The sequence below is a fragment of the Mesorhizobium sp. RCAM 05104 genome, from assembly GCF_059683645.1.
This window is the reverse complement of the sequence record NZ_CM185033.1, coordinates 914,107-938,249: the sequence shown is the minus strand read 5'-3', so window position 1 is coordinate 938,249 and position 24,143 is coordinate 914,107. Positions and strand designations below refer to the sequence as shown.

Annotated in this window: 26 protein-coding genes, 2 tRNA genes and 2 pseudogenes; 21 read left to right on the top strand and 9 right to left on the bottom strand. The window is 63.0% G+C overall.

Going from position 1 to position 24,143, the window contains the following annotated elements; translation table 11 throughout:
- Positions 1 to 299: 299 nt before the first annotated feature.
- The 7 genes from AC56QP_RS05015 (at position 300) to AC56QP_RS04985 (ending at position 6,719) form a co-directional block, all read left to right on the top strand.
- On the top strand, positions 300 to 512 hold the full coding sequence (locus tag AC56QP_RS05015) for a hypothetical protein (RefSeq protein WP_091577256.1): 213 nt from the start codon (positions 300 to 302) through the stop codon (positions 510 to 512).
- A 106-nt stretch (positions 513 to 618) separates the two neighbouring features.
- The gene (locus tag AC56QP_RS05010) at positions 619 to 792 is read left to right on the top strand and encodes a hypothetical protein (protein WP_489860680.1); all 174 of its coding nucleotides are present in this window, start codon (positions 619 to 621) and stop codon (positions 790 to 792) included.
- An 83-nt stretch (positions 793 to 875) separates the two neighbouring features.
- Positions 876 to 2,969, top strand: coding sequence for an ATP-dependent helicase (locus AC56QP_RS05005; protein ID WP_489860681.1), 2,094 nt, complete (start codon positions 876 to 878; stop codon positions 2,967 to 2,969).
- A 17-nt stretch (positions 2,970 to 2,986) separates the two neighbouring features.
- Positions 2,987 to 3,763, top strand: coding sequence for a 4-hydroxy-tetrahydrodipicolinate reductase (dapB, locus tag AC56QP_RS05000; RefSeq protein ID WP_489860682.1), 777 nt, complete (start codon positions 2,987 to 2,989; stop codon positions 3,761 to 3,763).
- 193 nt (positions 3,764 to 3,956) lie between these two features.
- Entirely contained in the window at positions 3,957 to 4,913 is a 957-nt protein-coding gene (locus AC56QP_RS04995; protein ID WP_489863681.1) for an ABC transporter substrate-binding protein, read from the top strand.
- Positions 4,914 to 5,019: 106 nt separating this feature from the next.
- Positions 5,020 to 5,829 carry an ABC transporter ATP-binding protein gene (locus AC56QP_RS04990; RefSeq protein WP_489860683.1) on the top strand — a complete coding sequence of 270 codons (810 nt, stop codon included), beginning with the start codon at positions 5,020 to 5,022 and terminating at the stop codon, positions 5,827 to 5,829.
- An 11-nt stretch (positions 5,830 to 5,840) separates the two neighbouring features.
- A complete protein-coding gene (locus tag AC56QP_RS04985; protein ID WP_489860684.1) occupies positions 5,841 to 6,719 on the top strand; it encodes an ABC transporter permease in 879 nt (292 codons plus the stop codon).
- Positions 6,720 to 6,731: 12 nt separating this feature from the next.
- Here the strand turns inward: AC56QP_RS04985 and AC56QP_RS04980 are convergent, their stop codons facing one another.
- Positions 6,732 to 8,090 carry a sensor histidine kinase gene (locus tag AC56QP_RS04980; protein WP_489860685.1) on the bottom strand — a complete coding sequence of 453 codons (1,359 nt, stop codon included), beginning with the start codon at positions 8,088 to 8,090 and terminating at the stop codon, positions 6,732 to 6,734.
- Positions 8,080 to 8,748 (bottom strand): response regulator, encoded by a 669-nt coding sequence (locus AC56QP_RS04975; RefSeq protein ID WP_091577266.1) that lies wholly within the window; start codon positions 8,746 to 8,748, stop codon positions 8,080 to 8,082. Before AC56QP_RS04975 ends, AC56QP_RS04980 begins: the two co-directional genes overlap by 11 nt.
- A gap of 588 nt (positions 8,749 to 9,336) precedes the next feature.
- On the opposite strand from AC56QP_RS04975, the pseudogene AC56QP_RS04970 reads away from it, so the two are divergent.
- From AC56QP_RS04970 to AC56QP_RS04960, 3 genes and pseudogenes are all read left to right on the top strand, one after another.
- Positions 9,337 to 9,534: pseudogene (locus AC56QP_RS04970) on the top strand (DUF680 domain-containing protein); the annotation flags it as partial.
- A 65-nt stretch (positions 9,535 to 9,599) separates the two neighbouring features.
- Complete coding sequence (locus AC56QP_RS04965) at positions 9,600 to 9,827, top strand: DUF680 domain-containing protein (RefSeq protein WP_489860686.1); 228 nt, start codon at positions 9,600 to 9,602, stop codon at positions 9,825 to 9,827.
- Between the two features lie 218 nt (positions 9,828 to 10,045).
- The gene (locus AC56QP_RS04960; RefSeq protein WP_489860687.1) at positions 10,046 to 10,279 is read left to right on the top strand and encodes a DUF680 domain-containing protein; all 234 of its coding nucleotides are present in this window, start codon (positions 10,046 to 10,048) and stop codon (positions 10,277 to 10,279) included.
- 44 nt (positions 10,280 to 10,323) lie between these two features.
- Here the strand turns inward: AC56QP_RS04960 and AC56QP_RS04955 are convergent, their stop codons facing one another.
- From AC56QP_RS04955 to purM, 5 genes and pseudogenes are all read right to left on the bottom strand, one after another.
- A complete protein-coding gene (locus AC56QP_RS04955; protein WP_489860688.1) occupies positions 10,324 to 10,845 on the bottom strand; it encodes a SixA phosphatase family protein in 522 nt (173 codons plus the stop codon).
- 3 nt (positions 10,846 to 10,848) lie between these two features.
- The gene (locus tag AC56QP_RS04950; protein ID WP_489860689.1) at positions 10,849 to 11,142 is read right to left on the bottom strand and encodes a type II toxin-antitoxin system RelE/ParE family toxin; all 294 of its coding nucleotides are present in this window, start codon (positions 11,140 to 11,142) and stop codon (positions 10,849 to 10,851) included.
- 6 nt (positions 11,143 to 11,148) lie between these two features.
- A complete protein-coding gene (locus AC56QP_RS04945; RefSeq protein ID WP_489860690.1) occupies positions 11,149 to 11,418 on the bottom strand; it encodes a type II toxin-antitoxin system ParD family antitoxin in 270 nt (89 codons plus the stop codon).
- Positions 11,419 to 11,476: 58 nt separating this feature from the next.
- Positions 11,477 to 12,189 (bottom strand): annotated as a pseudogene (purN, locus tag AC56QP_RS04940) (phosphoribosylglycinamide formyltransferase).
- A complete protein-coding gene (gene purM / locus AC56QP_RS04935) occupies positions 12,186 to 13,280 on the bottom strand; it encodes a phosphoribosylformylglycinamidine cyclo-ligase (protein ID WP_489860692.1) in 1,095 nt (364 codons plus the stop codon). The pseudogene purN and the gene purM overlap by 4 nt, the downstream one beginning before the upstream one ends.
- Before the next feature lie 170 nt (positions 13,281 to 13,450).
- On the opposite strand from purM, the gene AC56QP_RS04930 reads away from it, so the two are divergent.
- The 3 genes from AC56QP_RS04930 to hdaA are packed head-to-tail and all read left to right on the top strand — an operon-like array spanning position 13,451 to position 15,925.
- Complete coding sequence (locus AC56QP_RS04930; RefSeq protein ID WP_489863682.1) at positions 13,451 to 14,008, top strand: CDP-alcohol phosphatidyltransferase family protein; 558 nt, start codon at positions 13,451 to 13,453, stop codon at positions 14,006 to 14,008.
- Positions 13,980 to 15,173: an AI-2E family transporter gene (locus tag AC56QP_RS04925; RefSeq protein WP_489860693.1), complete on the top strand. Its 1,194-nt coding sequence runs from the start codon at positions 13,980 to 13,982 to the stop codon at positions 15,171 to 15,173. Before AC56QP_RS04930 ends, AC56QP_RS04925 begins: the two co-directional genes overlap by 29 nt.
- A gap of 47 nt (positions 15,174 to 15,220) precedes the next feature.
- Entirely contained in the window at positions 15,221 to 15,925 is a 705-nt protein-coding gene (gene hdaA / locus AC56QP_RS04920) for a DnaA regulatory inactivator HdaA (protein WP_489860694.1), read from the top strand.
- 382 nt (positions 15,926 to 16,307) lie between these two features.
- Here the strand turns inward: hdaA and AC56QP_RS04915 are convergent.
- Positions 16,308 to 16,384, bottom strand: a tRNA-Pro gene (locus AC56QP_RS04915).
- Positions 16,385 to 16,508: 124 nt separating this feature from the next.
- On the opposite strand from AC56QP_RS04915, the gene AC56QP_RS04910 reads away from it, so the two are divergent.
- The 6 genes from AC56QP_RS04910 (at position 16,509) to AC56QP_RS04885 (ending at position 21,065) form a co-directional block, all read left to right on the top strand.
- On the top strand, positions 16,509 to 16,814 hold the full coding sequence (locus AC56QP_RS04910; protein WP_091577283.1) for an ETC complex I subunit: 306 nt from the start codon (positions 16,509 to 16,511) through the stop codon (positions 16,812 to 16,814).
- A 52-nt stretch (positions 16,815 to 16,866) separates the two neighbouring features.
- Positions 16,867 to 16,943, top strand: a tRNA-Arg gene (locus AC56QP_RS04905).
- Between the two features lie 270 nt (positions 16,944 to 17,213).
- Positions 17,214 to 17,435 carry a hypothetical protein gene (locus AC56QP_RS04900; protein WP_489860695.1) on the top strand — a complete coding sequence of 74 codons (222 nt, stop codon included), beginning with the start codon at positions 17,214 to 17,216 and terminating at the stop codon, positions 17,433 to 17,435.
- A 276-nt stretch (positions 17,436 to 17,711) separates the two neighbouring features.
- Positions 17,712 to 18,500, top strand: a complete 789-nt coding sequence (locus tag AC56QP_RS04895; protein ID WP_489860696.1) for a GGDEF domain-containing protein — start codon at positions 17,712 to 17,714, stop codon at positions 18,498 to 18,500.
- Positions 18,501 to 18,721: 221 nt separating this feature from the next.
- Positions 18,722 to 19,684 carry a glycosyltransferase family 4 protein gene (locus AC56QP_RS04890; RefSeq protein WP_489860697.1) on the top strand — a complete coding sequence of 321 codons (963 nt, stop codon included), beginning with the start codon at positions 18,722 to 18,724 and terminating at the stop codon, positions 19,682 to 19,684.
- 154 nt (positions 19,685 to 19,838) lie between these two features.
- Positions 19,839 to 21,065 (top strand): anion transporter, encoded by a 1,227-nt coding sequence (locus AC56QP_RS04885; protein WP_489860698.1) that lies wholly within the window; start codon positions 19,839 to 19,841, stop codon positions 21,063 to 21,065.
- Here AC56QP_RS04885 and AC56QP_RS04880 read toward each other — a convergent pair.
- Positions 21,062 to 21,649, bottom strand: coding sequence for a TetR/AcrR family transcriptional regulator (locus AC56QP_RS04880; RefSeq protein ID WP_489860699.1), 588 nt, complete (start codon positions 21,647 to 21,649; stop codon positions 21,062 to 21,064). The genes AC56QP_RS04885 and AC56QP_RS04880 overlap by 4 nt on opposite strands.
- An 87-nt stretch (positions 21,650 to 21,736) precedes the next feature.
- Here AC56QP_RS04880 and AC56QP_RS04875 point away from each other — a divergent pair, with 87 nt between their 5' ends.
- Together AC56QP_RS04875 and glyA are read left to right on the top strand one after the other, a co-directional pair.
- Entirely contained in the window at positions 21,737 to 22,660 is a 924-nt protein-coding gene (locus tag AC56QP_RS04875) for a crotonase/enoyl-CoA hydratase family protein (RefSeq protein ID WP_489860700.1), read from the top strand.
- A gap of 131 nt (positions 22,661 to 22,791) precedes the next feature.
- Positions 22,792 to 24,114, top strand: coding sequence for a serine hydroxymethyltransferase (gene glyA, locus AC56QP_RS04870; RefSeq protein ID WP_489860701.1), 1,323 nt, complete (start codon positions 22,792 to 22,794; stop codon positions 24,112 to 24,114).
- Positions 24,115 to 24,143: the final 29 nt, after the last annotated feature.

Genomic DNA, 24,143 nt, shown 5'->3' with positions numbered 1-24,143 from the left:
CGCGGTTTGATCGCCAGGCACCGCTCGCCGTTGGCCCAACCTGCCTCAGAAAGGCGGTAGGCAATCACAACCGCCATGACCTGGGGGCAAGACTCAGCTATCCTCCGCTGTGCGGCGGACCTGATATCCGCTCGGCCGGCGCCTTCACCTCCCAAGCGGCGCCGGCCTTCTTCCCGAAGCGGCCCCGTTGCTGACGCTAAATTAGCGAAAGTTAAATTTAGAGTTTTTGGACTTGCGGGAAATTAGGATTTCTCTGGCATGACCCGGGCATGCCTTCTGGGGTTTTGGCAGGAAGACCAATGCGTGGGCGTGGATGGATCAAGGCGTTGCGCCAGGACGAGGCCCGGCAGGTGCGTGCGCGCATTGCCGAACTGGAGCGCGACCTGATGGCGGCCACACCTCAGGGACGTCATCGGCGGTTTGAAGCCGGACACGAACTTCGCAATGCAAAGTTCCGCTTGGAGCGTCTCGAGGAATGCATCGCCCAGATACCGGAACGGGCTGAGCATTAGCGGCGGTCGCTGCGGCTCTCGATCAACATCACGCAGCCTGGATACTCGGCGAGGGAACCAAATGCCGTCCCCTCGGGTTGGTCCTGTTCCAATGGAGTATGCAACCATGTTTCGTCTGCTTATCGCCGGCGCTTTGGCCTATGTCACGTACCGCATCACCCGGCAGATGATCGACGACGTGCCCGATACAATCGACCCGCTGCTGCTTCCGCCATCGCAATATGATCGTGAAGCTTTGCGCCGGCAGTCGGCGGCGATGGGGGTCGATCCCCAACGCTAGGGGCGATCTGTCGGCCCCGAGTCTGCGCGAGTACATCCTCGCATCGACGTTGCGAACAAAGCAGAAACGATGCTTGATGGGCGATGAACCTCGCCACCCCTGATTCGTCCTTTCGGGAGCCGACCGTCCAGCCGGCCTATCTTGGCCGGCTCAACGATGCCCAACGCCAGGCCGTCGAGCACGGCGACGGCAAGATCGGCGGACCGCTGCTGGTCATCGCCGGGGCCGGTTCGGGCAAGACCAACACGCTGGCGCACCGCGTCGCCCATCTGATCGTCAGGGGTGCCGACCCGCGCCGCATCCTTCTGATGACCTTTTCGCGCCGCGCCGCATCCGAAATGGCCAGGCGCGTCGAGCGTATCGCCGGCGAGGTGCTCGGCCGCGATGCCGCGGTGATCGCGGATGCGCTGACCTGGGCCGGCACCTTTCACGGCATCGGCGCGCGGCTGCTGCGCGACTATGCGCTGGAGATCGGCCTTGACCCGGCCTTCACCATCCATGACCGCGAGGATTCCGCCGACCTGATGAACCTGGTGCGGCACGAGCTGGGATTTTCGAAGACGGAAGCGCGCTTTCCGACCAAGGGCACCTGCCTTGCCATCTATTCGCGTGCCGTCAATGCGCAGGCTCCGCTTAACGAGGTGTTGGGGTCCGCCTTCCCCTGGTGCGTTGGCTGGGCGGAGCAGCTGAAGCAGCTGTTCGCCGGTTATGTCGAAGCCAAGCAGGCGCAGAATGTGCTCGATTACGACGACCTGCTGCTCTACTGGGCGCAGATGGCGGCCGAGCCTGAAATAGCGGCGCATCTGAGCGGGCGTTTCGACCATGTGCTGGTCGATGAATACCAGGATACCAATCGGCTGCAGGCGTCGATCCTCATGGCGCTGAAACCCGACGGCGCCGGGCTGACGGTGGTCGGCGACGATGCGCAGTCGATCTATTCATTCCGTGCCGCCGAGGTGCGCAACATCCTCGATTTCCCGAAACAGTTCGCGCAGGCCGCCGATGTGGTGATGCTGGAACGCAACTATCGCTCGACCGAAACCATCCTGGCCGCCGCCAATGCGGTGATCGGCGAGGCTTCGGAGCGCTTCACGAAGAACCTGTGGTCGGAGCGCAAATCATCCGACAAGCCAAGACTGGTGACCGTGCGCGACGAGGTCGAGCAGGCCAACTTCGTCTGCGATGCCATCCTGGCCGAGCGCGAGGCCGGCACGGCGTTGAAATCACAGGCGGTGCTGTTTCGCGCCTCGCACCACAGCGGCCCGCTGGAGATCGAACTGACGCGGCGCAACATTCCCTTCGTCAAGTTCGGCGGCCTGAAGTTCCTCGATGCCGCTCATGTCAAGGATGTGTTGGCGGTGCTGCGTTTTGCCGAAAACCCGCGCGACCGTGTCGCCGGATTCCGTGTGCTGCAGCTCATGCCAGGCATCGGCCCTTCGGCTGCCGCGCAGATCGTCGAGACGATGACGTCGGCGCTGGACGAGGCGATGGGCCTTGCCGGCTGGCGCCCGCCGCAACGCGCGGCGGACGACTGGCCGGGTTTTGTCGCGCTTTATTCCGGTCTGCGAGCCGGCGCCAAATGGCCGGCCGACCTCGAACAGGTCAGGCTGTGGTACGAGCCGCATCTGGAACGCATTCATGAGGACGCGACGACCAGGCGCGCGGACCTTTTGCAGCTCGAGCAGATCGGCTCGGGCTATGCCTCGCGCGAACGGTTTCTCACCGAACTGACGCTCGACCCGCCGGACGCCACCAGCGATCAGGCCGGCCCGCCGCATCGCGACGAGGACTATCTGATCCTGTCGACCATCCACTCGGCCAAGGGCCAGGAATGGAAGAATGTCTTTGTGCTCAACACGGTCGACGGCTGTATTCCGGCCGATCTCGGCGTCGGCACCAAGGAGGATATCGACGAGGAGCGCCGCCTGCTCTACGTGGCGATGACAAGGGCCAAGGACAATCTCAGCCTGGTCATGCCGCAGCGCTTCTTTCCGCACGGCCAGGCGGCACGAGGCGACCGCCACCTCTATGCCTCGCGCACCCGCTTCATCCCGGCTTCGATCCTCGCTGCATTCCAGCAGATGTCGTGGCCGAGCGCGCAAGCTGCACAGGGCAGGGCGCCGCGACCCGAGGTGCGCGTCGACATTGGCGCGCGCATGCGCGGCATGTGGAAATAGCAGCAAGGGATAGCCCCATGTCCCAACCGCCGATCAGGATCGCCATAGCCGGGGCGCTGGGCCGCATGGGCCGCCAGATGGTGGATGCCGTCCAGGCCGATCCGCGGCTGGCGCTCGTCGCCCGTTTCCACCGGCCGGGCATCGTTGGCGAAGGGCTGGTGAGCCGCGACGAGGCGCTTGCCATGGCCGATGTGGTGATCGATTTCACCACGCCGGTGGCATCGGCTGATCTGGCCAGGTCTTGCGCTGGCCATGGCGGGCCAGCACTGGTCATGGGCTCGACCGGCTTCGATGCTGCCGAGTTGGCCACCATCGCCGATGCCGCGAAAACCATCGCCATCGTGCGCTCCGGCAGCTTTTCGCTCGGGCTCAACATGCTGGCTGGATTGGTCGAGCAGGCGGCGAGAGCACTCGACCGCGATGACTGGGATGTCGAGATTGTCGAGGCCCATCATCGCCACAAGATCGATGCACCGTCGGGGACGGCGCTGATGCTTGGGCAAGCCGCGGCTGGCGGTCGCGGTATCGAACTGGACACCGTCGCTAGGCGCGCCCGCGACGGCCTCACCGGCGCGCGGCCGGCAGGCGAAATCGGTTTCGCGGTGCTACGCGGCGGCAGCATCGTCGGCGAGCACGGCGTCAGCTTCTGCGCCGAGGGCGAGACCGTGACCCTGTCGCATTCGGCCGGCGACCGCATCATGTTCGCCCGCGGCGCCATCGCCGCCGCCCTCTGGGTGGCGGGGCGTGTACCCGGCGAATATGACATGCACGACGTGCTGGGATTGAACGCCTAGGTTTGCGGTGACTTTCCCGGTTGCCTTGAAAGGTGGCTGAAAGGTTGGTGACCTAAGTGTTGACGGGCGCCCCCATATTGTCGCGGAAAGCGATGGGAGAGAGAGGGGCGCGGGAAACGAACAAAGGGAAGAGGCCATGTCGCTCGCGCGAATTCTGCTCGATTCAGCCGCCACAACCGCACTCGTCGCCACCATGGCCTTGTCCGCGCCGTCCGCACGCGCCGACGAAAAGATCTCCATCATGGTGGGTGGCTACGAAAAGCAGATCTACCTGCCCGCCAAGTTGGCGGAAGCGCTCGGCTACTTCAAGGACGAAGGTCTCGATGTCGAGCTGCTGAACGAGCCGGCCGGCGTCGATGCGGAGAATGAGATGCTTGCCGGGGCCGTGCAAGGGGTGGTCGGTTTCTATGACCATAGCATCGACCTGCAGGCGAAAGGTAAATTCGTCGAATCTGTCGTCCAGTTCAGCCAGGCGCCTGGTGAAGTCGAGCTTGTTTCAACCAAGCATCCCGAGATCAAGTCGCCCGCCGACTTCAAGGGCATGAGCCTTGGCGTCACCGGCCTCGGCTCCTCGACAAATTTCCTGACGGAATATCTTGCCGTCAAAAACGGACTGAAGCTCGGCGAATTCACCTCGGTTCCCGTCGGCGCCGGCAATACCTTCATCGCTGCCATGCAGCAGGACAAGATCCAGGCCGGCATGACGACCGAACCGACGATCACTCGGTTGCTGAAGACCGGCGAAGCGTCCGTTCTTATCGACATGCGCACGATTGAAGGCACCAAGGCCGCGCTCGGCGGCACCTACCCGGCTGCCTCCCTTTACATGCAGACGGACTGGGTCGACGCGCACAAGGAGACGGTGCAGAAACTGGCGAATGCCTTCGTCAAGACACTGAAGTTCATCAACACCCATAGCGGTGCGGAAATCGCCGACAAGATGCCGAAGGACTACTATGTCGGCGACAAGGAAGGTTATGTGAAGGCGCTGGGCGCCGGCAAGGCGATGTTCACCGCCGACGGGGTCATGCCCGAAGGCGGCCCGGAAACGGTGCTGACAGTGCTCTCGGCCTTCAAGAAGGACCTGCAAGGCAAGCAGATCGACCTTTCCAAGACCTACACCACGGAATTCGTCAAAAACGCCAAGTAGCCGACCCATGCCGGCGCGATGGAGGCATCGCGTCGGCAATCGTCAGTCCTTAACGTCCGGCGGCTCTGGCCGACGGCGGGCGTTCGCTCGAACCCGGAGTTTCACCATGGCCCATGAAAAGACCACACCAGCGATTGAACTGATCAATGTCAGTCGGCGGTTCTTATCGCCCACTGGCAAATCGCTGACGGCGCTGCGCGACTTCACCATGACGGTCGAGCGCGGCGAATTCGTCGCCGTCGTCGGTCCGACCGGCTGCGGAAAGTCGACCACCCTCAACCTGATCACCGGGTTGGCCAGCCCAAGTGCCGGCGAGGTTCGCGTCATGGGTGGTCCGGTCAAGGGAATAGACCCGCGCATCGGCTTCGTATTCCAGACCGACGCCCTGTTCCCCTGGCGTACGGTGATCGAGAACGTCATGGCCGGGCCGCTGTTCCGCGGCAAGCCCAGGCCGCACGCCCAGGCCTCGGCACGCGACTGGCTTGCGCGCGTCGGCCTGTCTCGGTTCGAGCAGCACTATCCGCACCAGCTTTCTGGCGGCATGCGCAAGCGCGTGGCGCTCGCCCAGACCTTCATCAACGGCCCCGAGATCCTGCTCATGGACGAACCGTTTTCCGCGCTCGACGTGCAGACACGCGTTCTCATGCATGAGGAGCTGTTGCGCCTCTGGTCCGAGGCCAAGGCATCCGTGGTCTTCGTCACCCACGATCTCGAAGAGGCAATTGCGCTGGCCGACAAGGTCTATGTGCTGACCGCCGGGCCGGCCACTGTGAAGTCTGTCTACACGATCGACCTGCCGCGCCCGCGCGTGGTCGCTGATATCCGCTACGAGCAGAGCTTCATCGATTACTCGCGCACCATCTGGGCCGACCTCAAGGAAGAGGTCGAGACCAGCTACGCGCGCGCCGCTGCCTGAGGAGGAACGCCATGACCGACGCCACCATGGACATCAGTTCAAGAGCTTTCAGGCCGGGCACCTCCGATGCGGAAATCGAAGCGGCCGCGGCGAAGGCGGCAAGGCATCGCCGGCGCACCGTGATGTTCTGGCGTGTCGCCATCCTCGTCGCCTTCCTGGTTCTGTGGGAAGTCGCCGCCCGTCTCGCCTGGATCGATCCGTTCTTCTACGCAATGCCAAGCGCGATCGCGTTGCGGCTCTATGAGTGGATCACGGAAGGAACGTCCGAGGGGCCGCTCTGGTATCATCTCTATGTTACCATGGAGGAGGCGGTCATCGGCTTCGTGACCGGCTCGGTTGCCGGTATCATCATCGGCGTCGCGCTCGGCCGCAACCGGATGGCTGCCGACATTTTCTCGATCTACATCAAGGTGATCAATTCCATTCCGCGCGTGGTTCTGGCACCGATCTTCATCATGATCCTCGGCCTTGGCCTCGCTTCGAAAGTGGCGCTTGCATTCGTGATGGTTTTCTTCGTTGTCTTCCACAACGCCTTTCAGGGCGTGCGGGAAGCCGACAGGGCAATGATAGCCAATGCCCGCATCCTGGGCGCGTCCAACTGGCAATTGACCCGCTCGGTGATTGTCCCTTCGGCGATGAGCTGGATCTTCGCCAGCCTGCATGTCAGCTTCGGCTTTGCCATCATCGGCGCGATCGTCGGCGAGTTCGTCGGCTCGCGCTACGGCATCGGTCTGCTGATCAACATCGCCAAGGGATCCTTTGACGCCGCCGGCATGTATGCTGCGATCGTCATCGTCATGGTGGTGGCGCTCGGTGCCGAATATCTGATGACGATGGTCGAGGATCGCCTGGCAAAATGGCGTCCCCAACCATTGAATGAGACGCAGTGAGCGGCGACAGACCTAGCTGTCCGCCAGCGGCAGCCTTACCTCAACCACCAGACCGCCGGTCGCGCCATCCCCTAGGGTGACGCGGCCGCCAGCATTTTCGACGACCTCACGTACGATGGCGAGACCAAGCCCGCTGCCTTCCTCGGTCGAACCGGCGATGCGGTAAAAGCGCTCGAAAACATGGTCTCGCTCGTCCACCGGAATGCCGGGCCCGTCGTCGGCGACAGTCAGCACGGCTTCGCCATCGACGGCCGCCAGCTTGACTGTGACGGTGCCGCCGACTGCCGAATAGCGCAGCGCGTTGTCGACGAGGTTGACGATCATCTCGCGCAGCATCGTGCCGTCGCCGATGACCGACACAGGGCCGGCCTCCTCGAGGCCGAGATCGATCTTGCGGCTGATCGCTGTCGGCGCCTGCGTTTCCAGCACATGGCGGGCAGCCTCGGTCAGGTCGATGCGGTCGGCGCGTGGCCGCCTGCTACCTGGTTCCGCCCGGGACAGGGTCAGCAGCTGTTCGGCCAACCGTGCCAGCCGGCCGGAACTGGCCTGCAGCGCCACCAAGGCTTCCTGACGCGCGTCAGCCGCACTTTCGCGCAACGCGTAGCTTGCCTGTGTCGACAGCAACGCCAACGGTGTGCGCAACTGGTGCGCCGCATTGGCGATAAAGCGGCGCTGGGCCGCCATCTGTGCCCGCACGCGCTCCATATAGGCGTTCAGTGCATCGATCAGCGGGCGGATCTCGCTTTGAGCCCCCGGCACTTCGACCGGATCGAGCTCGCTGCGGTTTGGCGAACGCACCGCGTCGCGCAACCGGATCAGTGGCGCGAGGCCGCGATGCAGCCCCAGCAGAACGAACAAGCCGGCAATCGCCACCAGCGCCAGCTGCTGGGTAAAGGCGCTGAGCCAGAGCCGTCTCACCATCGCGTCATGGCCGGCGAGCGTAACGCCCACGGTGACCGTTATGGGGGAATCGGCACCGGCACCGATCACGGCATGGCTGAGGGTCAGAAGCCGCAACGGGTGGTCGCGATATCTGGCCCCGACGCTGGCGTGCCCGGGCGCTGCGGGCAGGTCCGGATAGCCCGTCAGCAGCCGCCCTCCGGCAGCCTTGACCTGGTAGTAGACGCTGTCGCGATCGCCGGTATCGAACATCTCGATCGCCGCCGGCGGTATCGTGGCGTCGAGCACGCCGTCGGTGACGGCGGCACGCTCGGCAATGGCGCGTGCCGAGCCCATCAGCATGCGATCGGTGACGAGATCCGCGGTTGCCAGCGCGTTGCGGTGGCTGGTCCACAGATTGATGGTGGCGAGCCCGACGAGAGGCAATACCACCCAGGCCAGAAGCTGCAAGCGAAGGCTGTTAATCCTCATGGCGCAGGAGATAGCCGAGGCCGCGCAGCGTGACGATGCGGACCCGCGAGCCTTCCAGTTTCTTGCGCACACGGTGCACATAGATCTCGATGGCGCTGGGGTCGGCATCGGTCTCGAAATCGTAGATTGCCGCCGACAATGCCGCCTTGCTCACCGTGCGCCCGGCCTTGACCATCAACTGCTCCAGCACGGCATGCTCGCGCGGCGTCAGCGCCAGCGTTTCGCCCGCGAGCGAAAACAGCCGCGTGTTGGTGTCGAAGACGAGATCGCCACACGAAACGACAGGCGCGGTGCGGTCATTGGCGCGTCGTAGCTGGGCTCGGATGCGCGCCTCGAGTTCCTCGATCTGGAAGGGTTTCGCCAGATAGTCGTCGGCCCCCTCGTTGAGGCCCTTGACCCTGCCGTCGAGGCTGGCATTCGCGGTCAGCACGATGACCGGCACACGGTTGCCGCGCGCCCGCAGCATGCGCAGCACCTCCAGCCCGCCCATGCGCGGCAGCGCAAGGTCGAGGATGACAAGCGCATGGTCGCCGGCGGCCAGCGCGTGCTCGACATCCTCGCCGTCATGGACGATGTCGACGACATAGTTCGCCTGGCGCAAGGTCTTGCCCAACCAATCCGCCAGTTCGCGATTGTCCTCGACAAGCAGCAGCCGCATTTTCTATCGCTGTCCTGGGATGCAAGTCACCCGGAAATCTGTCCGTTCCTTCGACCGGCATAGCCAGGTCGCGTCCGATTGATGATCGTGCACAATCGATAATATCGATCCAGCCACAAGGCAAATGCGCCCATCGTCGTTTCCGACCCCGTGGATTGCCGTCTCCAGACGCGACAGGTTCGAAGCTCAAAAACAAGCCGGGTTATCGTCCCGACGGATTTCGGGCTCGCGCAATTCATGCCGTTCGATGCTCTGAAAAAAGTGCCCGAACCGGTCGTCGCCGTAAATCGAACCGATCGGTTCGTTTTCTGTTGACGGACCGTCCAGTACGTGGTGAACGCCGGCTTAGTGAATGGCTACGCCACCCGATGGGTGCTTTCTGATAACTATTTGTTTTCGAATAAGAAAATTATGACCGCTTAAGACCTTGGCCAATTTTCAAGGGCCGGATTCGAGCCGCGAGGGAACATCTTCGTGATTGGAAGTCGTCGACCGACAAACCCACTTCGGGGTGGTCCGAGCGACGCGAAATTCCTCCCAAGGGCACGCCACTAGACGGACAGGACAAAGAATACTGGAGTACTTAAAATGACCAAGATCGCTCTTACCGCCGCTGCCATCCTCGTTGCCACGGGCACTGCCTTTGCCGGCAGCGACAATTATGGCTCGGCCAACGCCAACCAGCCCACCGCCACCGTCGACAACTCGTTCACGGCTTCGATCCAGAAGTCCAACTTGACCGTCGAGAAGCCGGTAACGCTGGGCAGCGACCGCAACCTGTTCGGCAACCGCCAATCGCCTTTCCCGAACCAGTCGCAATCAGCCAAATATTCAAATCAGGAGTACTTAAAATGACCAAGATCGCACTCACAGCGGCCGCCATCGTCGTTGCCACGGGCACCGCTTTCGCCGGCAGCGACAACTACGGCTCCAACAATGTCAACCAGCCGGTTGCCAACCAGTCGGTTTCCAACATCGACACCTCGCACACCGGCTCGATTCCGAAGTCTGTAAGGGCACAGGGCGACGCCAATGCCAACGTGCCGGCCCAGTCTGGCCAAGGCATCTGGGGTCGTTGATTTCTGAAAAGTCTTCGACCACAAAGAGCGGTGGGCTCGGCCCGCCGCTCTTGTTTTTTGAGCGCGACGCCGATGCGCAGTCGCCATCCGACCCCGAAATTCGCCGATCTACAAAGCATCTCCAAGTTCGGGAATAAAACCGGACTGTCCATGGTCTTGTCCGTAGCGGAACCGTCCTCCCAAGACGCCGCCCAACGGAAGAACCAGGAGACTTGAAGATGAACAGGACCACCCTCATTGCCGCCGCCATCCTCGTTGCCACGGGCAGCGCTTTCGCCGGCAGCGACCACTATGGCTCCAACAACGCCAACCAACCGGTTGGCTCGGCAGCCAGCGTCGATCATGCCGTCACTGGCTCGGTCAAGACCTTGGCTGGGCACAAGGCTGCGGATGCCAAGATGAAGACCACAACCGACTGGCCCGAACCCGGCCAGGGCATCTGGGGCAACTGATGTCTCGAGCGGATGTGGCGGGCCTGGCCTGCCGCATCTGGATTCTAGTCCAAATCCTTCGGCCGCAGACAATGCGTCAGCCGGGCGGAGGACAGTCCGGACCAGTCACCCTCGAACACGAAGCGCGCAAGGGCTCCCGTCGGGAACTTTTCCTCGAGCCTCTTGCGGGCCTTGATCTCCGACATTGGCCCCGCAAGCTGTTTCGCCAGATCTTCCAGGCCCGGATTGTGGCCGACCACCAGCAAGCTGCCGCTCGATGGGTCGGCTTGACGAATCTGGTTCAGAATTTCCGCCGCTGAAGCACCATAGAGCGCCCTGGCGAATGCGACTTCGGGCAGCGCGGGCAATTCCATCGCCACCAGCCGCCAGCTGTCACGGGCTCGCAGCGCCGACGACACCAGCGCCAGATCCGACAGCCAATCGCGCGCGGCAAGGGCGCGCCCCATCAACTGGGCAGCCTTCAATCCGCGTTCGGCCAAGGGGCGGTCGAAATCATCGAGGTCGGGATCATCCCAGCTCGATTTGGCGTGGCGAAGCAGGAGCAGCTGTTTCCGGGAGGCAGACATGGATCAGAACAATGTCGACACGTCGCGCGCGCCATGCACGACACGAACGATCTCGATATGCTTTTGGGCAATACGATAGAGCACGAGGTAATTGCCTATCGTGAGCGCTCGCGCTTGGGCAGCGATGTCCGGTCTTAGCGGGCCGGATTCAGGGAAATCGGCGAGTTGCAAAATGCGCTCCGACACAGCGTTCAGAAAGCAGTCGGCGGCAAGCGGGCTGTCCGTGGCGATGGCAAACCAGATGTCGATCAGGTCGTTCTCGGCCGCCGGGCTGCGGACAATCGGGATGCCGGCCATCCGCTGCTACTTTGCGCCAGCGAGCCGACTACGGGCTTTCTGCTTGATGACCTCGATGTCGAAAGGTTCGAACGGACCGCTTTCTAGTCCTTCCGACCAAGCCCTGCGCAGCCGTTCCACTTCGGCTTCGCGCAAGGGCTGCCGCAGCCGCCACTCTCGCAAGGCTTCGCGGATTACTTCGCTCGCCGATCCGTACTGCCCGCTGGCTACGGCGCCCTTGACCATATCAAGCAGGTCCGGGGAAAGTGCTACGCTAACTTTCTCGACTGTTGACATCGACCTGTCTCCTTACCCAAATGGTAGCAAATATTGCTACCATTCTCAATAGCAAGGCTTACGGCGTGATGCGCGCCAGCTGTTCGAGATCGATCCCCTCGCGCAGCGGGGTCGGCGTGATGATCATCGCGGTTGCGTTGTCGGCGTCGTCGGCGAAGCGGGCAAAGACGGTGCGTCCGCGTTCCATCCGCGCCCTGCCTTCGGCGACCAGCCCCAGCGCCAGCGGATAGAGCCGGTGCTCGGCTTTCAGCACGCGGGCAGCCAGTGAATCGGTATTGTCGCCGACCATCACCGGCACCGCCGCCTGCGCGATGATCGGGCCGTCATCCATCTCCGACGTGACGAAATGCACCGTGCAGCCATGGATTCGCATGCCGGCGGCAAGCGCGCGCGATGCGTGTCAAGACCCTTGAATGCCGGCAGCAGGGCAGGGTGGATGTTGATCATGCGGCCCTGCCATTTCTCGACGAAGCCGGTGGTGAGGATGCGCATATAGCCGGCCAGCGCCACGATTTCGGCATTGAATGCCGAAAGTGCTGCGTCGATCGCCGCATCATGCGCCTGCTTGCTGCCATGGCCGGCGCGGGAAATGACCTGCGTGGCGATGCCGCGCGCTTTGGCGATGCCGAGGCCGGCGGCGTCCGCTCTGTCGGAAATGACGCCGACGATCTCGGCCGGGAAAGCCGGGTCGCTGGCCGCCGCTATCAGCGCGGTCATGTTGGAGCCGCGCCCGGAGATCAGAACAACGGTACGTTTCCTCTGCACGCTCATAGGCCGATCGAGCCCCGATAGATGACACCGGCGTCGCGGCGCGGCACGATGCGGCCGATCGGCGTCACGGTCTCGCCGGCTTCCTGCAGCACGGCGGCGACCTGCGCCGCCTGGCCGGAGGCCACCGCCAAAATCATGCCGATGCCGCAATTGAAGGTGCGCATCATTTCTTCCGGCGCCACGCCGCCGGTCCTTGCCAGCCACGAGAACACCGCAGGCACGTCGATCGCCTCGAGGTCGAGTTCCGCCGAAAAGTCCTTGGGCAGCACGCGCGGAATGTTTTCCGGGAAGCCCCCGCCGGTGATGTGGGCCAGCGCCTTGATGCCATGCGTGTTGCGGATAGCCTTGAGGATCGACTTGACGTAGATGCGGGTCGGTTCGAGCAGCGCCTCGGCAAGCGTCGCCTCGTCGTTGAACGGCGCCGGGTCGCTCCAGGCGAGACCGCTGACGGCGACGATACGGCGCACCAGCGAAAATCCGTTCGAATGCAGGCCCGAGGAGGCCAGCCCCAGCAACACGTCGCCTTCGACGATGTCGTCGGTCGGCAGCAACTGGCCGCGTTCGGCCGCGCCCACGGCAAAGCCGGCAAGATCGTAGTCGTTGCCATGATACATGCCAGGCATTTCCGCCGTTTCGCCGCCGATCAGCGCGCAGCCGGCCTGGCGGCAGCCCGCGGCGATGCCGCCGATGATCGCCGCGCCCTGATCGGGATCGAGCTTGCCGGTGGCGAAATAGTCGAGGAAGAACAACGGTTCCGCGCCCTGGACGACGATGTCGTTGACGCACATGGCGACGAGATCGATACCGATCGTGTCATGTTTTCCCGCATCGATGGCGATCTTCAGCTTGGTGCCGACGCCGTCATTGGCCGCGACCAGCACCGGATCGGTAAAGCCCGCCGCCTTGAGGTCGAACAGACCGCCAAAACCGCCGATCTCGCCATCGGCGCCTGGCCGCCGCGTCGCGCGCACCAGCGGCTTGATCTTCTCGACCATCAGATTGCCGGCGTCGATATCGACGCCAGCCTCGGCATAGGTGAGCCCGTTCTTGCGCTTGCCTGTTTTTTGCTGGCTCGTGTCGCGCTTGCTCATCGCAATTTTCCTGCTCGTTTGCGGGCTCTTCGCATGAACGGTTTCAGTCCGCAAGGATAACGGCGGCCGAGGTGCGTTTCGATGTGACAAAACCGTGGACAGCAGCCTGTCCCTTGCACCCGCCCTGCGTCTCCATCATGTATCAACAAGCAAACCCGATAGGCACGCATTTGACCATCCCCAACCTGATCACCATTCTGCGCCTTTTTCTGGTGCCAGCGGTGGTGCTGGCGATGCTGCAGGCGCGTTGGGAGTGGGCCTTTGCCGGCTTCCTCATCGCCGGCATCTCCGATGGCGTCGATGGCTTCATCGCCCGCCGTTTCAACCAGCAGTCCAGGCTCGGCGCCTATCTCGACCCGATGGCCGACAAGCTGCTGCTGGTCTCGGTGTTCGTCGTCATGGGCTTCATCGGGCAATTGCCGCTTTGGCTGGTGGTCATCATGGTGTCGCGCGACGCATTGATCGTCTGCGCGGTTGTGTTGTCCACCGTCATGGCCCATCCGGTCGAGATGAAGCCGCTTTTTGTGTCGAAGGCCAACACCGCCGTCCAGATCGTGCTGGCGGCGGTTGTGCTGGGCGAACTTGCCCTTGTCGTCAACCTCCACCCGCTGAGGCCAACCCTCATATTGCTGTCCGGGGTCTTGACCGTGGCTTCGGCCGCGGCCTATCTCGTGGCTTGGCTGAGGCATATGAGCGGCTATGGCGAAGGCTCCACTCCGGACATCTGAGACAGAAGCAGCAGCAGCGGTGGAGGCTGAGGCCGCCGATCTTGCCGCATCAGCCGCCTTCCGTCGCCAGATCTTCTTCTGGCTGGCCGGCGCCGCGATCCTGGCACTTTTCCTCTATATCTTCAGCGCCATCCTGTTGCCCTTCGTTGCCGGCATGGTGCTTGCCTATTTCCTTGATCCCGTCGCCGACCGGCTGCAGCGGCTCGGCCTTTCCCGCTTCATGGCGACGGTGGTCATCCTCATCACTTTTCTCATCGTGCTGGTGCTGGCCTTCGTCATCCTCATTCCGGTTCTGGCCACGCAGATGGCGGATTTCGCCGGCAAATTGCCGGAGTACCTGACCCGGCTGCAGACCCTGATCACGTCGTTTGATCCGAAATGGCTGGAACAGAAATTCGGCGTCAACGCCAATGGTCTGCGCGACGGGCTGAACTCGCTGCTGACCTCCGGCTTCGGCCTGCTCACCACGGTCTTCACCTCGATCTGGAGTTCCGGCGTGGCGCTGGTCTCCGTGGTCAGCCTGTTCGTGGTGACACCGGTCGTCGCCTTCTACATGCTGCTCGACTGGGATCGCATGGTGGCGGTCATCGACAGCTGGGTGCCGCGCGACAATGTCGCGACGGTGCGCGCCATCGCCAAGGACATCAACAGCGCAACGGCCGGCTTCGTGCGCGGCCAAGGCACGCTGTGCCTGGTGCTCGGCGCCATGTATGCCACCGGCCTGACGCTGACCGGGCTGAATTTCGCCATCCTCATCGGCCTGTTCGCCGGGCTGATCTCCTTCATTCCCTATGTCGGCTCGCTGACCGGACTGGTGCTGGCCATCGGCGTTGCCTTCGTTCAGTTCTGGCCGGACTGGACCATGATCGTCGCCGTCGCCGTGGTCTTCGTTATCGGCCAGTTCATCGAAGGCAATATCCTGCAGCCCAGGCTGGTTGGCAAAAGCGTCGGCCTGCACCCGGTATGGCTGATGTTTTCGCTGTTTGCCTTCGGCGCGCTGTTCGGCTTTGTCGGCTTGTTGATCGCGGTACCGGCGTCCGCCGCGGTTGCCGTGCTGGTGCGGTTTGCCATAGCCCGCTATCTCGAATCGCCGCTCTACAAGGGCCACGGCGAAGCGTCTGTGCCGCAGCTCCCGGCCGGTCGTCGCAAGGCCATCAAGCCATGATCAGGCTGGTGACCAGATGCCTTGCCGGCCCGCTCGGCTGAGCCCGCATGAGCGACCAGAAAACCGACCCGCCGCGCCAGTTGCCGCTCGATCTCGGCCACGGCACCGGCTATTCGCGCGACGACCTCGTCGTCTCCGGCACCAACGGCCAGGCGGTGGCGCTGGTCGACCGCTGGCCGGACTGGCCCTCGCCGGTGGTGGTGCTGGCCGGTCCGGCCGGCTCCGGCAAGACGCATCTGGCCTCGATCTGGCGTATGCGCGCCAACGCGGTGGCGGTCGACGCCAGACGCATTGGCGACAGCATCGCAAATCTCGGCACCCGGCCGGCGCTGATCGACGATGTCGATGCCGGGATGGTCGATGAACAAGGCCTGTTCCACCTGATCAATGCCGTGCGCAGTGCGAGCTCGACGCTGCTGTTGACGGCGCGGCGTTTTCCCTCGGCCTGGGGTGTTTCGCTGCCCGACCTCGCCTCGCGGCTCAAGGCGGCGGCGACGGTCGAGATCCATGAACCCGACGACCTCCTGCTCGCTGGCGTCATCACCAAGCTTTTCGCCGACCGCCAGATCGAGGTCGAACCGCATGTCGTTCAGTATCTGGTGCGGCGCATCGAACGCTCGCTGGCGACAGCCATGCGCGTGGTCGAGCGGCTCGACCGCACCGCGCTTGAGCGCAAGACGCCGATCACCAGGGCGCTCGCCGCCGAAGCCGTCAGCGCCATGGATGAGGGGCAGGGCGAGTTCGAAATCTAGAGGGCCTTGATATCAGGTGATGCCGGCCTGCAAACGGCGGGTTCCCGCGTCCCCTGTCCCATTTCGGGAAAAAGCAGCTGGCATCGGTCTTGCTGGTATAGTCTCGCCGGCTGACCCCGGTCCTGATTGCGTTCCAAATCAGGTTGTAGGCTCGCCGGGAGTGAGGCGGTTGGGGTTCTCGCCCGGCGAGCTTGCCTTCAATGCATCCAGAATGCATCCAGAGATCGTCGGCGCCGCTGGCATTTGGACGCCAGCCATCTCATTGCCGATGAGGTGGCGAAGGAACAAGCCCGCCACCTGCTCTATGCCAGCGACGAAGATTGATATTGAAAGCGCCCACTGGCACCGCGCCAGTGGCTATCGGACATTGCATTTTCGGGGATGGTCGGAGTGGAGAGATTCGAACTCCCGACCCTCTGGTCCCAAACCAGATGCGCTACCAGGCTGCGCTACACTCCGAACGATCTGTTGCCTATTCATTTCAGTGTTGCATGGCAAGTGCAAAAACCTTGCCGCCGTGCGCATTGCGCAGTAATGACGGGCAAAGGGTGGCGATGCTGCCTTGCACAGCAATGAGGTGGCCATGTCCGCGCGCATTTTCAGCCCAGCCAAAACCGCGATGCAGTCCGGCAAGGCAAAGACCGGCCACTGGGTGCTGGAATTCGACCCCGAGACGCGCAAGAAGATCGACCCTCTGATGGGCTACACCACGTCGGGAGACATGAGAAGCCAGATCAGGCTCGCCTTCGACACCAGGGAAGAGGCCGTGGCCTACGCCGAAAAGGAAGGGCTTGCCTACCGCGTCGAGGAGCCGAAAGAGGCCAAGCGCCGCCAGATTTCCTACGCGGAGAATTTCCGCTATGACCGCAGGACGCCCTGGACGCACTGAACGGCGGCCAGTGCCCGCGCCAAGTATCCAGCCGGCCCAGCGGCCGGCCAGCGGTCCCGTAGCTCAGCTGGATAGAGCACCGGCCTTCTAAGCCGATGGTCACAGGTTCGAATCCTGTCGGGATCGCCAGTAATTTCAACGACTTAGTCGTTCTGGCGACGGAATTCCGACCCGGCCGAGCCGAAATTCCCGCTGCTCAACTGTTTCGCTGTCACGGATGCGCTTGCGCCGACACGGCGTCGGTCCATGCCCCTGAATGGCACATGCCATCGTATTATTTCGTGACACCGCCTTTTCGGAACCTTCCCGCGCACGACGCGTTTCGGCGCCTGTATTCGCAAAGCCTCATACAAAAGACGGGTAGGTGGGAGGCAAACACGGGTGGGGAGGAGTGTTGCCATGTCGAAACGAGAAATAGCAGTGTCCCCGGCCCTGGATCGGCGCATCGCCGACCTCAAGGCCAGGATACAGGACGCCCGGATTACAGAATACGAAATGAAGACCTTTCAGAAAGTGGCTTCCGTCATGGGCGGAGGCGAAGACTTCCTGTGTCTTGATGCCGACGACCTGATCGCTGCATCTTTCGTCGTCGACGCGCTGGGTGAACGAACGCTCAACTGACGGCGAGGCGGTCCAGTTTCGAGCGCTGCTTGCCCTTGCTCAGCCAACAGCTTGGTCCAAGCCTTCAAGCCAGGAATCCGGGCGGTCGCCTCTCGGCGGCCGTCCTTTGGCGTTGGGGATTGCTTCCAAGGGAGTGGCGATGATCCGCCGCAAAGCCGCTGACCGCGGGCACCTGTCATCCGCGCCGTGCCAGCGGATGTCGAATTGGAAGCAAAGTCTTAGCACTTTGTTTGCGTTGGTACGTCATAGTAGAGACGGCTAACGGAGTTGAACGGGATGAAGCTTGATCTGTCGTCGACGAGCTGGGGCAGGGTGATCGCTGTCACTGCCGCCGGGACGGCATTCTTCATTGCGGTGGCGTTTTTCGTCGATTCCTTCAACTTCCCCTATCTCTCCTCCGAGGCCGTCTGGCGCGCACAGATGACCGACCTGCTGCTTCCCTTGGGGCTGGGCGGGTCGTTTCTGTTTTTCCTCATGTGGAAGATCCGCCAGTTGGCCATAGCCCAGCGTGACCTCAGCGTCATTGCCGCGACGGACAGCCTGACGGCGGTGCTGAACCGTGGCGCCTTCTCGATGTTGGTCGAGGCCTATCTTGAGCAGACCCGCAAGCTGGAGCAGCCCCATTCGAGCGCGCTGTTGATCATCGACGCCGACCATTTCAAGTTGATCAACGACCGCCTTGGCCATGACTGCGGCGACCAGGCGCTCAAGCTGATAGCGCAGGCGATCAAAGGCCAGCTGCGCGGCGGCGATATCGTCGGCCGTATCGGCGGCGAGGAATTCGGCGTGTTTCTTCCCGGCGTGGATCCCTCGCAATCCTGGGTGGTTGCCGAGAGCATCCGCCGACGCATTCGTGAGATGGACTTTTCTCCCGGCGGGCGTCCATGCCCGCTGTCCGTCAGCATTGGCGGCACGAGCTTCAGTGGGCCGACCACCTACGAAGCGATCTTCTCGGCAGCCGACAGACGGCTCTATGCGGCCAAGTCCAATGGACGGGATCAGGTCAGTTTCGATCCGGTCAACCCCTTGCAGGCGCCACCGCCGAGCGCCGCCACCGTGCATTGATCCACGCTCTCCCAGAGGGTGGAAGCTGCCGCCGACCGCTTCCTTGACGCTCCCTTACCGGTGTGCTTCCTCCGGCTAGATGATGTATGGGGCATCGCTAGGGACGTTCCTGCTTTCCTGAGTTGCTCGAGTGCTGGCCAGTGGTACAGCCACGGCCTCTTTGGATGCCGGCGAAGGAATGGCGAGACGGGCCCGGGCAAGGCCAGGTAAGCACAGCGATCATGATCCATCTGTTCAACGGCTTTCAGAACCCCTTTGGCGGCAGCGAACTCGAAACCCTGGAACTGTACCGGCTGTTGGGCGCCGACTCGCGGGTGCGTCTGTGGGCAACCTCCTCCAGGGTGTCCGATGAGCTGACGCGACATTTTCCGATTCGCCGCATTTCGCCGCCAACGCGGAACGTGCCGGACGGCGGCACCTATGTCTTCCTCGGCGCGCATTGGCGCAACAAGGTGTGGCCCTACCTGATCCCGCGGCCGCGCCGGCTGATCTACGTCTTCAACACCTTTCACCCGAAAGTCATCGCGTTGACGACGCGCATGCCACGCATGCTGGGGTGGCCCGACGCCGAACTGGTGCTGATTTCCGACTTTCAACGGCGCATGCTGCGGGTCGACGGCGTCGTGCACCCGTCACCGATCGATATCGACCGCTTTGCACCGCGGGTGACCCGCCCGAATGGTCCGTTCACGGTGGGGCGGTTGAGCCGCGATACGCCAGACAAGCATCACGCCGATGACGTGGCGCTCTACGAGGCATTGCTGGCGGATGGCGTTGCGGTGCGAATTCAGGGCGGGATGCCTCTCAAGGACAGGTTCGCGCCGCATCCGCAACTCGAACTCCTGGCGCAGGGCCAATTCGCGGCCGAACAGTTCCTTCCGACGCTCGACGTGTTCTACTATCGCACCGGCTCGCATGTGGAGACATTCGGCCGCGTGGTGTTCGAGGCAATGGCCTGCGGTTTGCCCGTGGTCTGCCATTCGCATGGCGGCTACGCCGATCATATCAGGCATGGCGAAAATGGTTTCCTGTTCGAAACGACCCAGCAGGCGGCGCGGATTCTGGCCGAACTCAAAGCCGATCCGGCGCTGCGGGCGACAGTGGGCCACAAGGCACGACAGACCGTGGAGCAGCTGTTTTCGTCGCAGGCGCTGCGGCAGCGGCTGGATTTCTATCTGCGTTAGCGGCTCTTCGCCGTCCTCCCTCTCCTGGCCGCGCGACATTGTGTCCTGTCCGTTTGGCATGGATCTCGACATCGCGCTAAAGGTGGGCAAGCAGGTGTGAATCGCCGGGCGGACGATATCGGCGCGCCAACAGATTGAATGGGACTTTCTACCGATGACACCAATGGGCGGCGCGGCACTGCTGATCCTTGTCCTGACCTATGCCGGTGTCGCCATTGGCCGCATCCCTGGCCTGCGCCTGGACAGGGCGGGGATCGCGCTGCTTGGTGGGGCCGCGATGATCGCCATTGGCGCGCTCAGCATGGAGGATGCCTACCGCGCGATCAATTTCGACACCATCACGCTGTTGCTCGGCATGATGATAGTGGTGGCGCATCTGAAGGTCTCCGGCGCCTTTCGTGGCCTTGGCGCCATCGCCATCGAGCACGCGCATGCGCCTTTCATGCTGCTGGTCATGGTGACGTTGCTGACCGGCGTGTTGTCGGCTTTCCTGGTCAATGACGCTATCTGCCTTGTCATGGCGCCGATCGTGGTACACGTCACCCGCGTCATCAAACGCAACCCGATCCCCTACTTGATCGCCACCGCCACCGCATCCAATTGCGGCAGCGTCGCCACCATCACCGGCAATCCGCAGAACATGGTCATCGGCGCGCTGTCGGGCATTTCGTATCCGGCCTTTTCGGCGGCACTGGCTCCGGTCGCGCTATTTGGCCTCGTCGCGGTCATCGCCATCGTGCGCATCGTCTATCGCGCCGAATTCGCCCGCACCGCCCAACTGACACCTGAGGTGTCACGCGGCCGCATGCACCGGGGACAGGTGTTGAAGGCGGTGGTGGTCTGCGTCGGGCTGGCCATCGCCTTCTTCGCCGGCTTGCCTGTCGCCAAGGCGGCGCTGATCGGCGGCGCCATTCTCCTGCTCACCCGTGCTATCAAGCCGGAACGCATCTACCGCGAGATCGACGGGCCGTTGCTGTTCATGTTCGCCGGTCTGTTCGTGGTGGTCGCCGGCGCCGAAAAGACGCTGCTTACCCCCGACCTCATCGCCTCCGCCAAGGGGCTCGGGCTGGACGATGTCTGGCGGCTGTCCGGCTTCACCGCGGTGCTCTCCAACATCATGAGCAATGTGCCGGCCGTGCTGGCGCTGCGGCCGTTCATACCCGGCCTCGAAAACCCGGAGCGCGCCTGGCTGGTGGTGGCGATGAGCTCGACGCTGGCGGGCAATTTCACGCTGCTCGGCTCGGTCGCCAACCTGATCGTCGCCGAGCAGGCCAAGAACGCCGGCACACAGCTGTCCTTCGGCGCCTTCTTCAAGGTCGGCTTGCCGCTGACACTGATAACGCTCGTCGCCGGCACGGCATGGCTGGCGTTCGGCTTCTAAGCCTTGCCACTTGAAGTTCGCGCCCGGACCAGGGTCGCCGCGGCTCGTCCCGCGGCTTCGATATAGTCGGGATTGCGGTGGATCAGCATGATCGAAAAGCAGCCATCGATCAGCAGAACGATCTCGCGCGCCAAGGCTTGCGGCTCCTCGACGCCATGGTTGGACAATGCGCCAGCCAGCCAGGTTTCGAAATTTGACTTGTGTCGCGATCCGACCTTGATCGCCGGGTGCCCAGGCATCGAGGCGAGTTCCGCGGCGGTGCGCAGGAAGCCGCATCCTTTCCACTTCGGATGGCGCGCGGCCCGTGCCAGATTGGTGAAGATCGCCTCGGCCTTGCGATCCGCGCCGCCTTCGGCGGCATCGAACCAGCCGGCCATACGCTTCAGATTGGGTTGGTCGCGGCCATCGAGATAGGCGGCGATGAGGTCGTCCTTGCTCTTGAAGTGGTAATAAAGCGTCCGCTTGGTGAGCCCCGCTTCCTCGGCAACGGCATCGACGCTGACACGGCCGATACCTTCCGCGTAAAACAGCCTGGTAGCGGCATCGACAATGCGCTTGCGAGTAGGGCTCTGTGCTTCGGGCATGAGCCTAAGTATACCGACTAGTGAATATACACAAGCGGCAAAGCGCGTCACCTTCCAGCCTATCAGCACAATGGAGAAGGAAGCCAGATGACCGATCTTGTCCTGAACGAAACCAGGGATGGGATAGCCGTCCTCACCCTCAACCGGCCGGCAAAACTCAACGCGCTGAACTATGCCCTGATCGATCGCCTGCTTGCACTCCTCGACGACATTGAAGTCGATGACGCCGTTCGGGCGGTCATTCTTACCGGAGCAGGGGAGCGGGCGTTTTCGGCGGGCGGTGATATCCACGAATTCTCGGCCAGTTTGGCGCTTGGCGCCGATATCGCGATGCGTGACTTCGTCATGCGCGGGCAGCGTCTGACAGCAAGGCTGGAAGCATTCCGCAAGCCCGTCATCGCCGCGGTCAATGGCCTGGCTTTCGGTGGTGGATGTGAAATCACCGAGGCCGTGCCGCTGGCCATTGCCAGCGAACGCGCTTTGTTCGCCAAACCGGAAATCAACCTGGCAATGCCGCCGACCTTTGGCGGCACGCAGCGCCTGCCCAGGCTCGCCGGGCGCAAGCGCGCGCTCGAACTGCTTTTGACCGGCGACTGGTTTCCGCCGCAGCGCGCCCTTGAACTTGGCCTCGTCAACCAGGTGGTGCCGCATGACGATCTGATGCCGGCGGCAATCGGCCTGGCCAGGCGGATTCTGCGGCACTCCGGGTCGGCGGTCGCCAGCATCCTCACGGCGGTGGCGCGCGGCCTCAACCAATCCATCGCGGAAGGATTGCTGGTCGAGGCCGAGCAGTTCGCCCGCATGGCCCCGACCGCCGATCTGCGCGAAGGGCTCGATGCCTGGATCGGGCGCCGGACGCCGGGCTATTCCGGTTCGTGGACGCACATCACCCGACCGGATGAGGCCAGGCGAGCGTCGCTGGAGGAGGATCGGCTTGCCAAACGGGATTCTGGCGCCGCCGTCGTCGGCACATGGCCTTTAATGTCTGGATGGAAACGACCCTCCAAATAAGGGCGGGCGGGATAGACCTAGTTTTCCTAAGCCTAGGCGCTAGAACTACTCGTTTGCGCCAAGGCAATGACCAGCGTGATCCTGGGCACCATTCGGAGCCGGATTATCGGCGAATGGCAATGGAGACATCGATGGTTGCTCTCGCTCGCAGGCCTTGGATTCCATCGGATTGCGAAGCCTTTGCCCAAGAGCTGGCGCGCAAGACGAGCGGTCAGGCAACCGGCGAGATCATGGCGGCAATTGACAGAGCCATCGAACTGAACCGGTCGATCCATGAAGCCGACTGCATCAACCTCAACCCGGCCACCAATATCATGAACCCAAAGGCCGAAGCCGCGCTGGCTTCTGGCTTGGGGTCGCGCCCGTCGCTTGGCTACCCCGGCGAAAAATACGAGATGGGATTGGAGGGTGTCGAGCAGATCGAGGTCATTGCGGCTGAGCTGGCGGCTGAAGTTTTCGGCGCCAGCTATGCCGAAATCCGGGTGCCTTCCGGCGCGATCGCCAATCTCTATGCGTTCATGGTTGCAGCTCGGCCAGGCGACAGCATCATTGTCCCGTCGCCGGCGATCGGAGGGCATGTAACCCACCATATGGCCGGCTGCGCCGGTCTCTACGGGCTCGATATCCACACCGCGCCGGTCGATGTCGACGGCTACACCGTCGACGTCGGCAAATTGAGCGACCTGGCCAGATCAATAAGGCCGAAGATGATAACGATCGGCAGCAGCCTCAACCTGCTGCCCCATCCCATTCGCGAGATACGGGAGATCGCCGACGAGGTCGGCGCCTTGGTTCTCTTCGATGCGGCACATCTGTGCGGCATGATCGCCGGACACGCCTGGCAGCAGCCCTTGCGGGAAGGTGCCCATCTGATGACGATGAGCACCTACAAAAGTCTCGGCGGTCCTCCATCGGGGCTGATCGTCACCAACGATGCCGCTGTTGCCGAAAAGCTCGACAAGATCGCATTTCCCGGCATGACCGCCAACTTCGATGCCGCCAAATCGGCAGCTTTGGCTATCACGCTTCTGGATTGGAAAGACCATGGCAAGGCCTACGCCTCGACGATGGCGCGGGCCGCAAAGGCGCTGGCCGAAAGCCTTGCCGATCGCGGCCTGCCGGTGTTTTCGACCGGCAGGGGCTACACGACATCACATCAGTTCGCGATCAAGGCGGCGGAGTTCGGTGGCGGCCAGGCGGCGGCAAGGAAGTTGCGGCTGGCCAACATCCTGACCTGCGGCATCGGCTTGCCGATAGAGGCCGTCGAAGGCGACATGAACGGGTTGCGCTTCGGCACACCGGAGATCGTCCGCTGGGGCATGACCGAGGACGACATGCCTGAGCTCGCGTCCCTCATCGCCAGGGGGCTGCGAGGCAACGACACCAGCGAACAAATCGCGGCAGATGTCACGGTATTCAGGCGTCGGTTCAACAAGCTTCACTTTGTGAACTGACGCCTGAAGCGGCGGGAGAACCCCGCCTT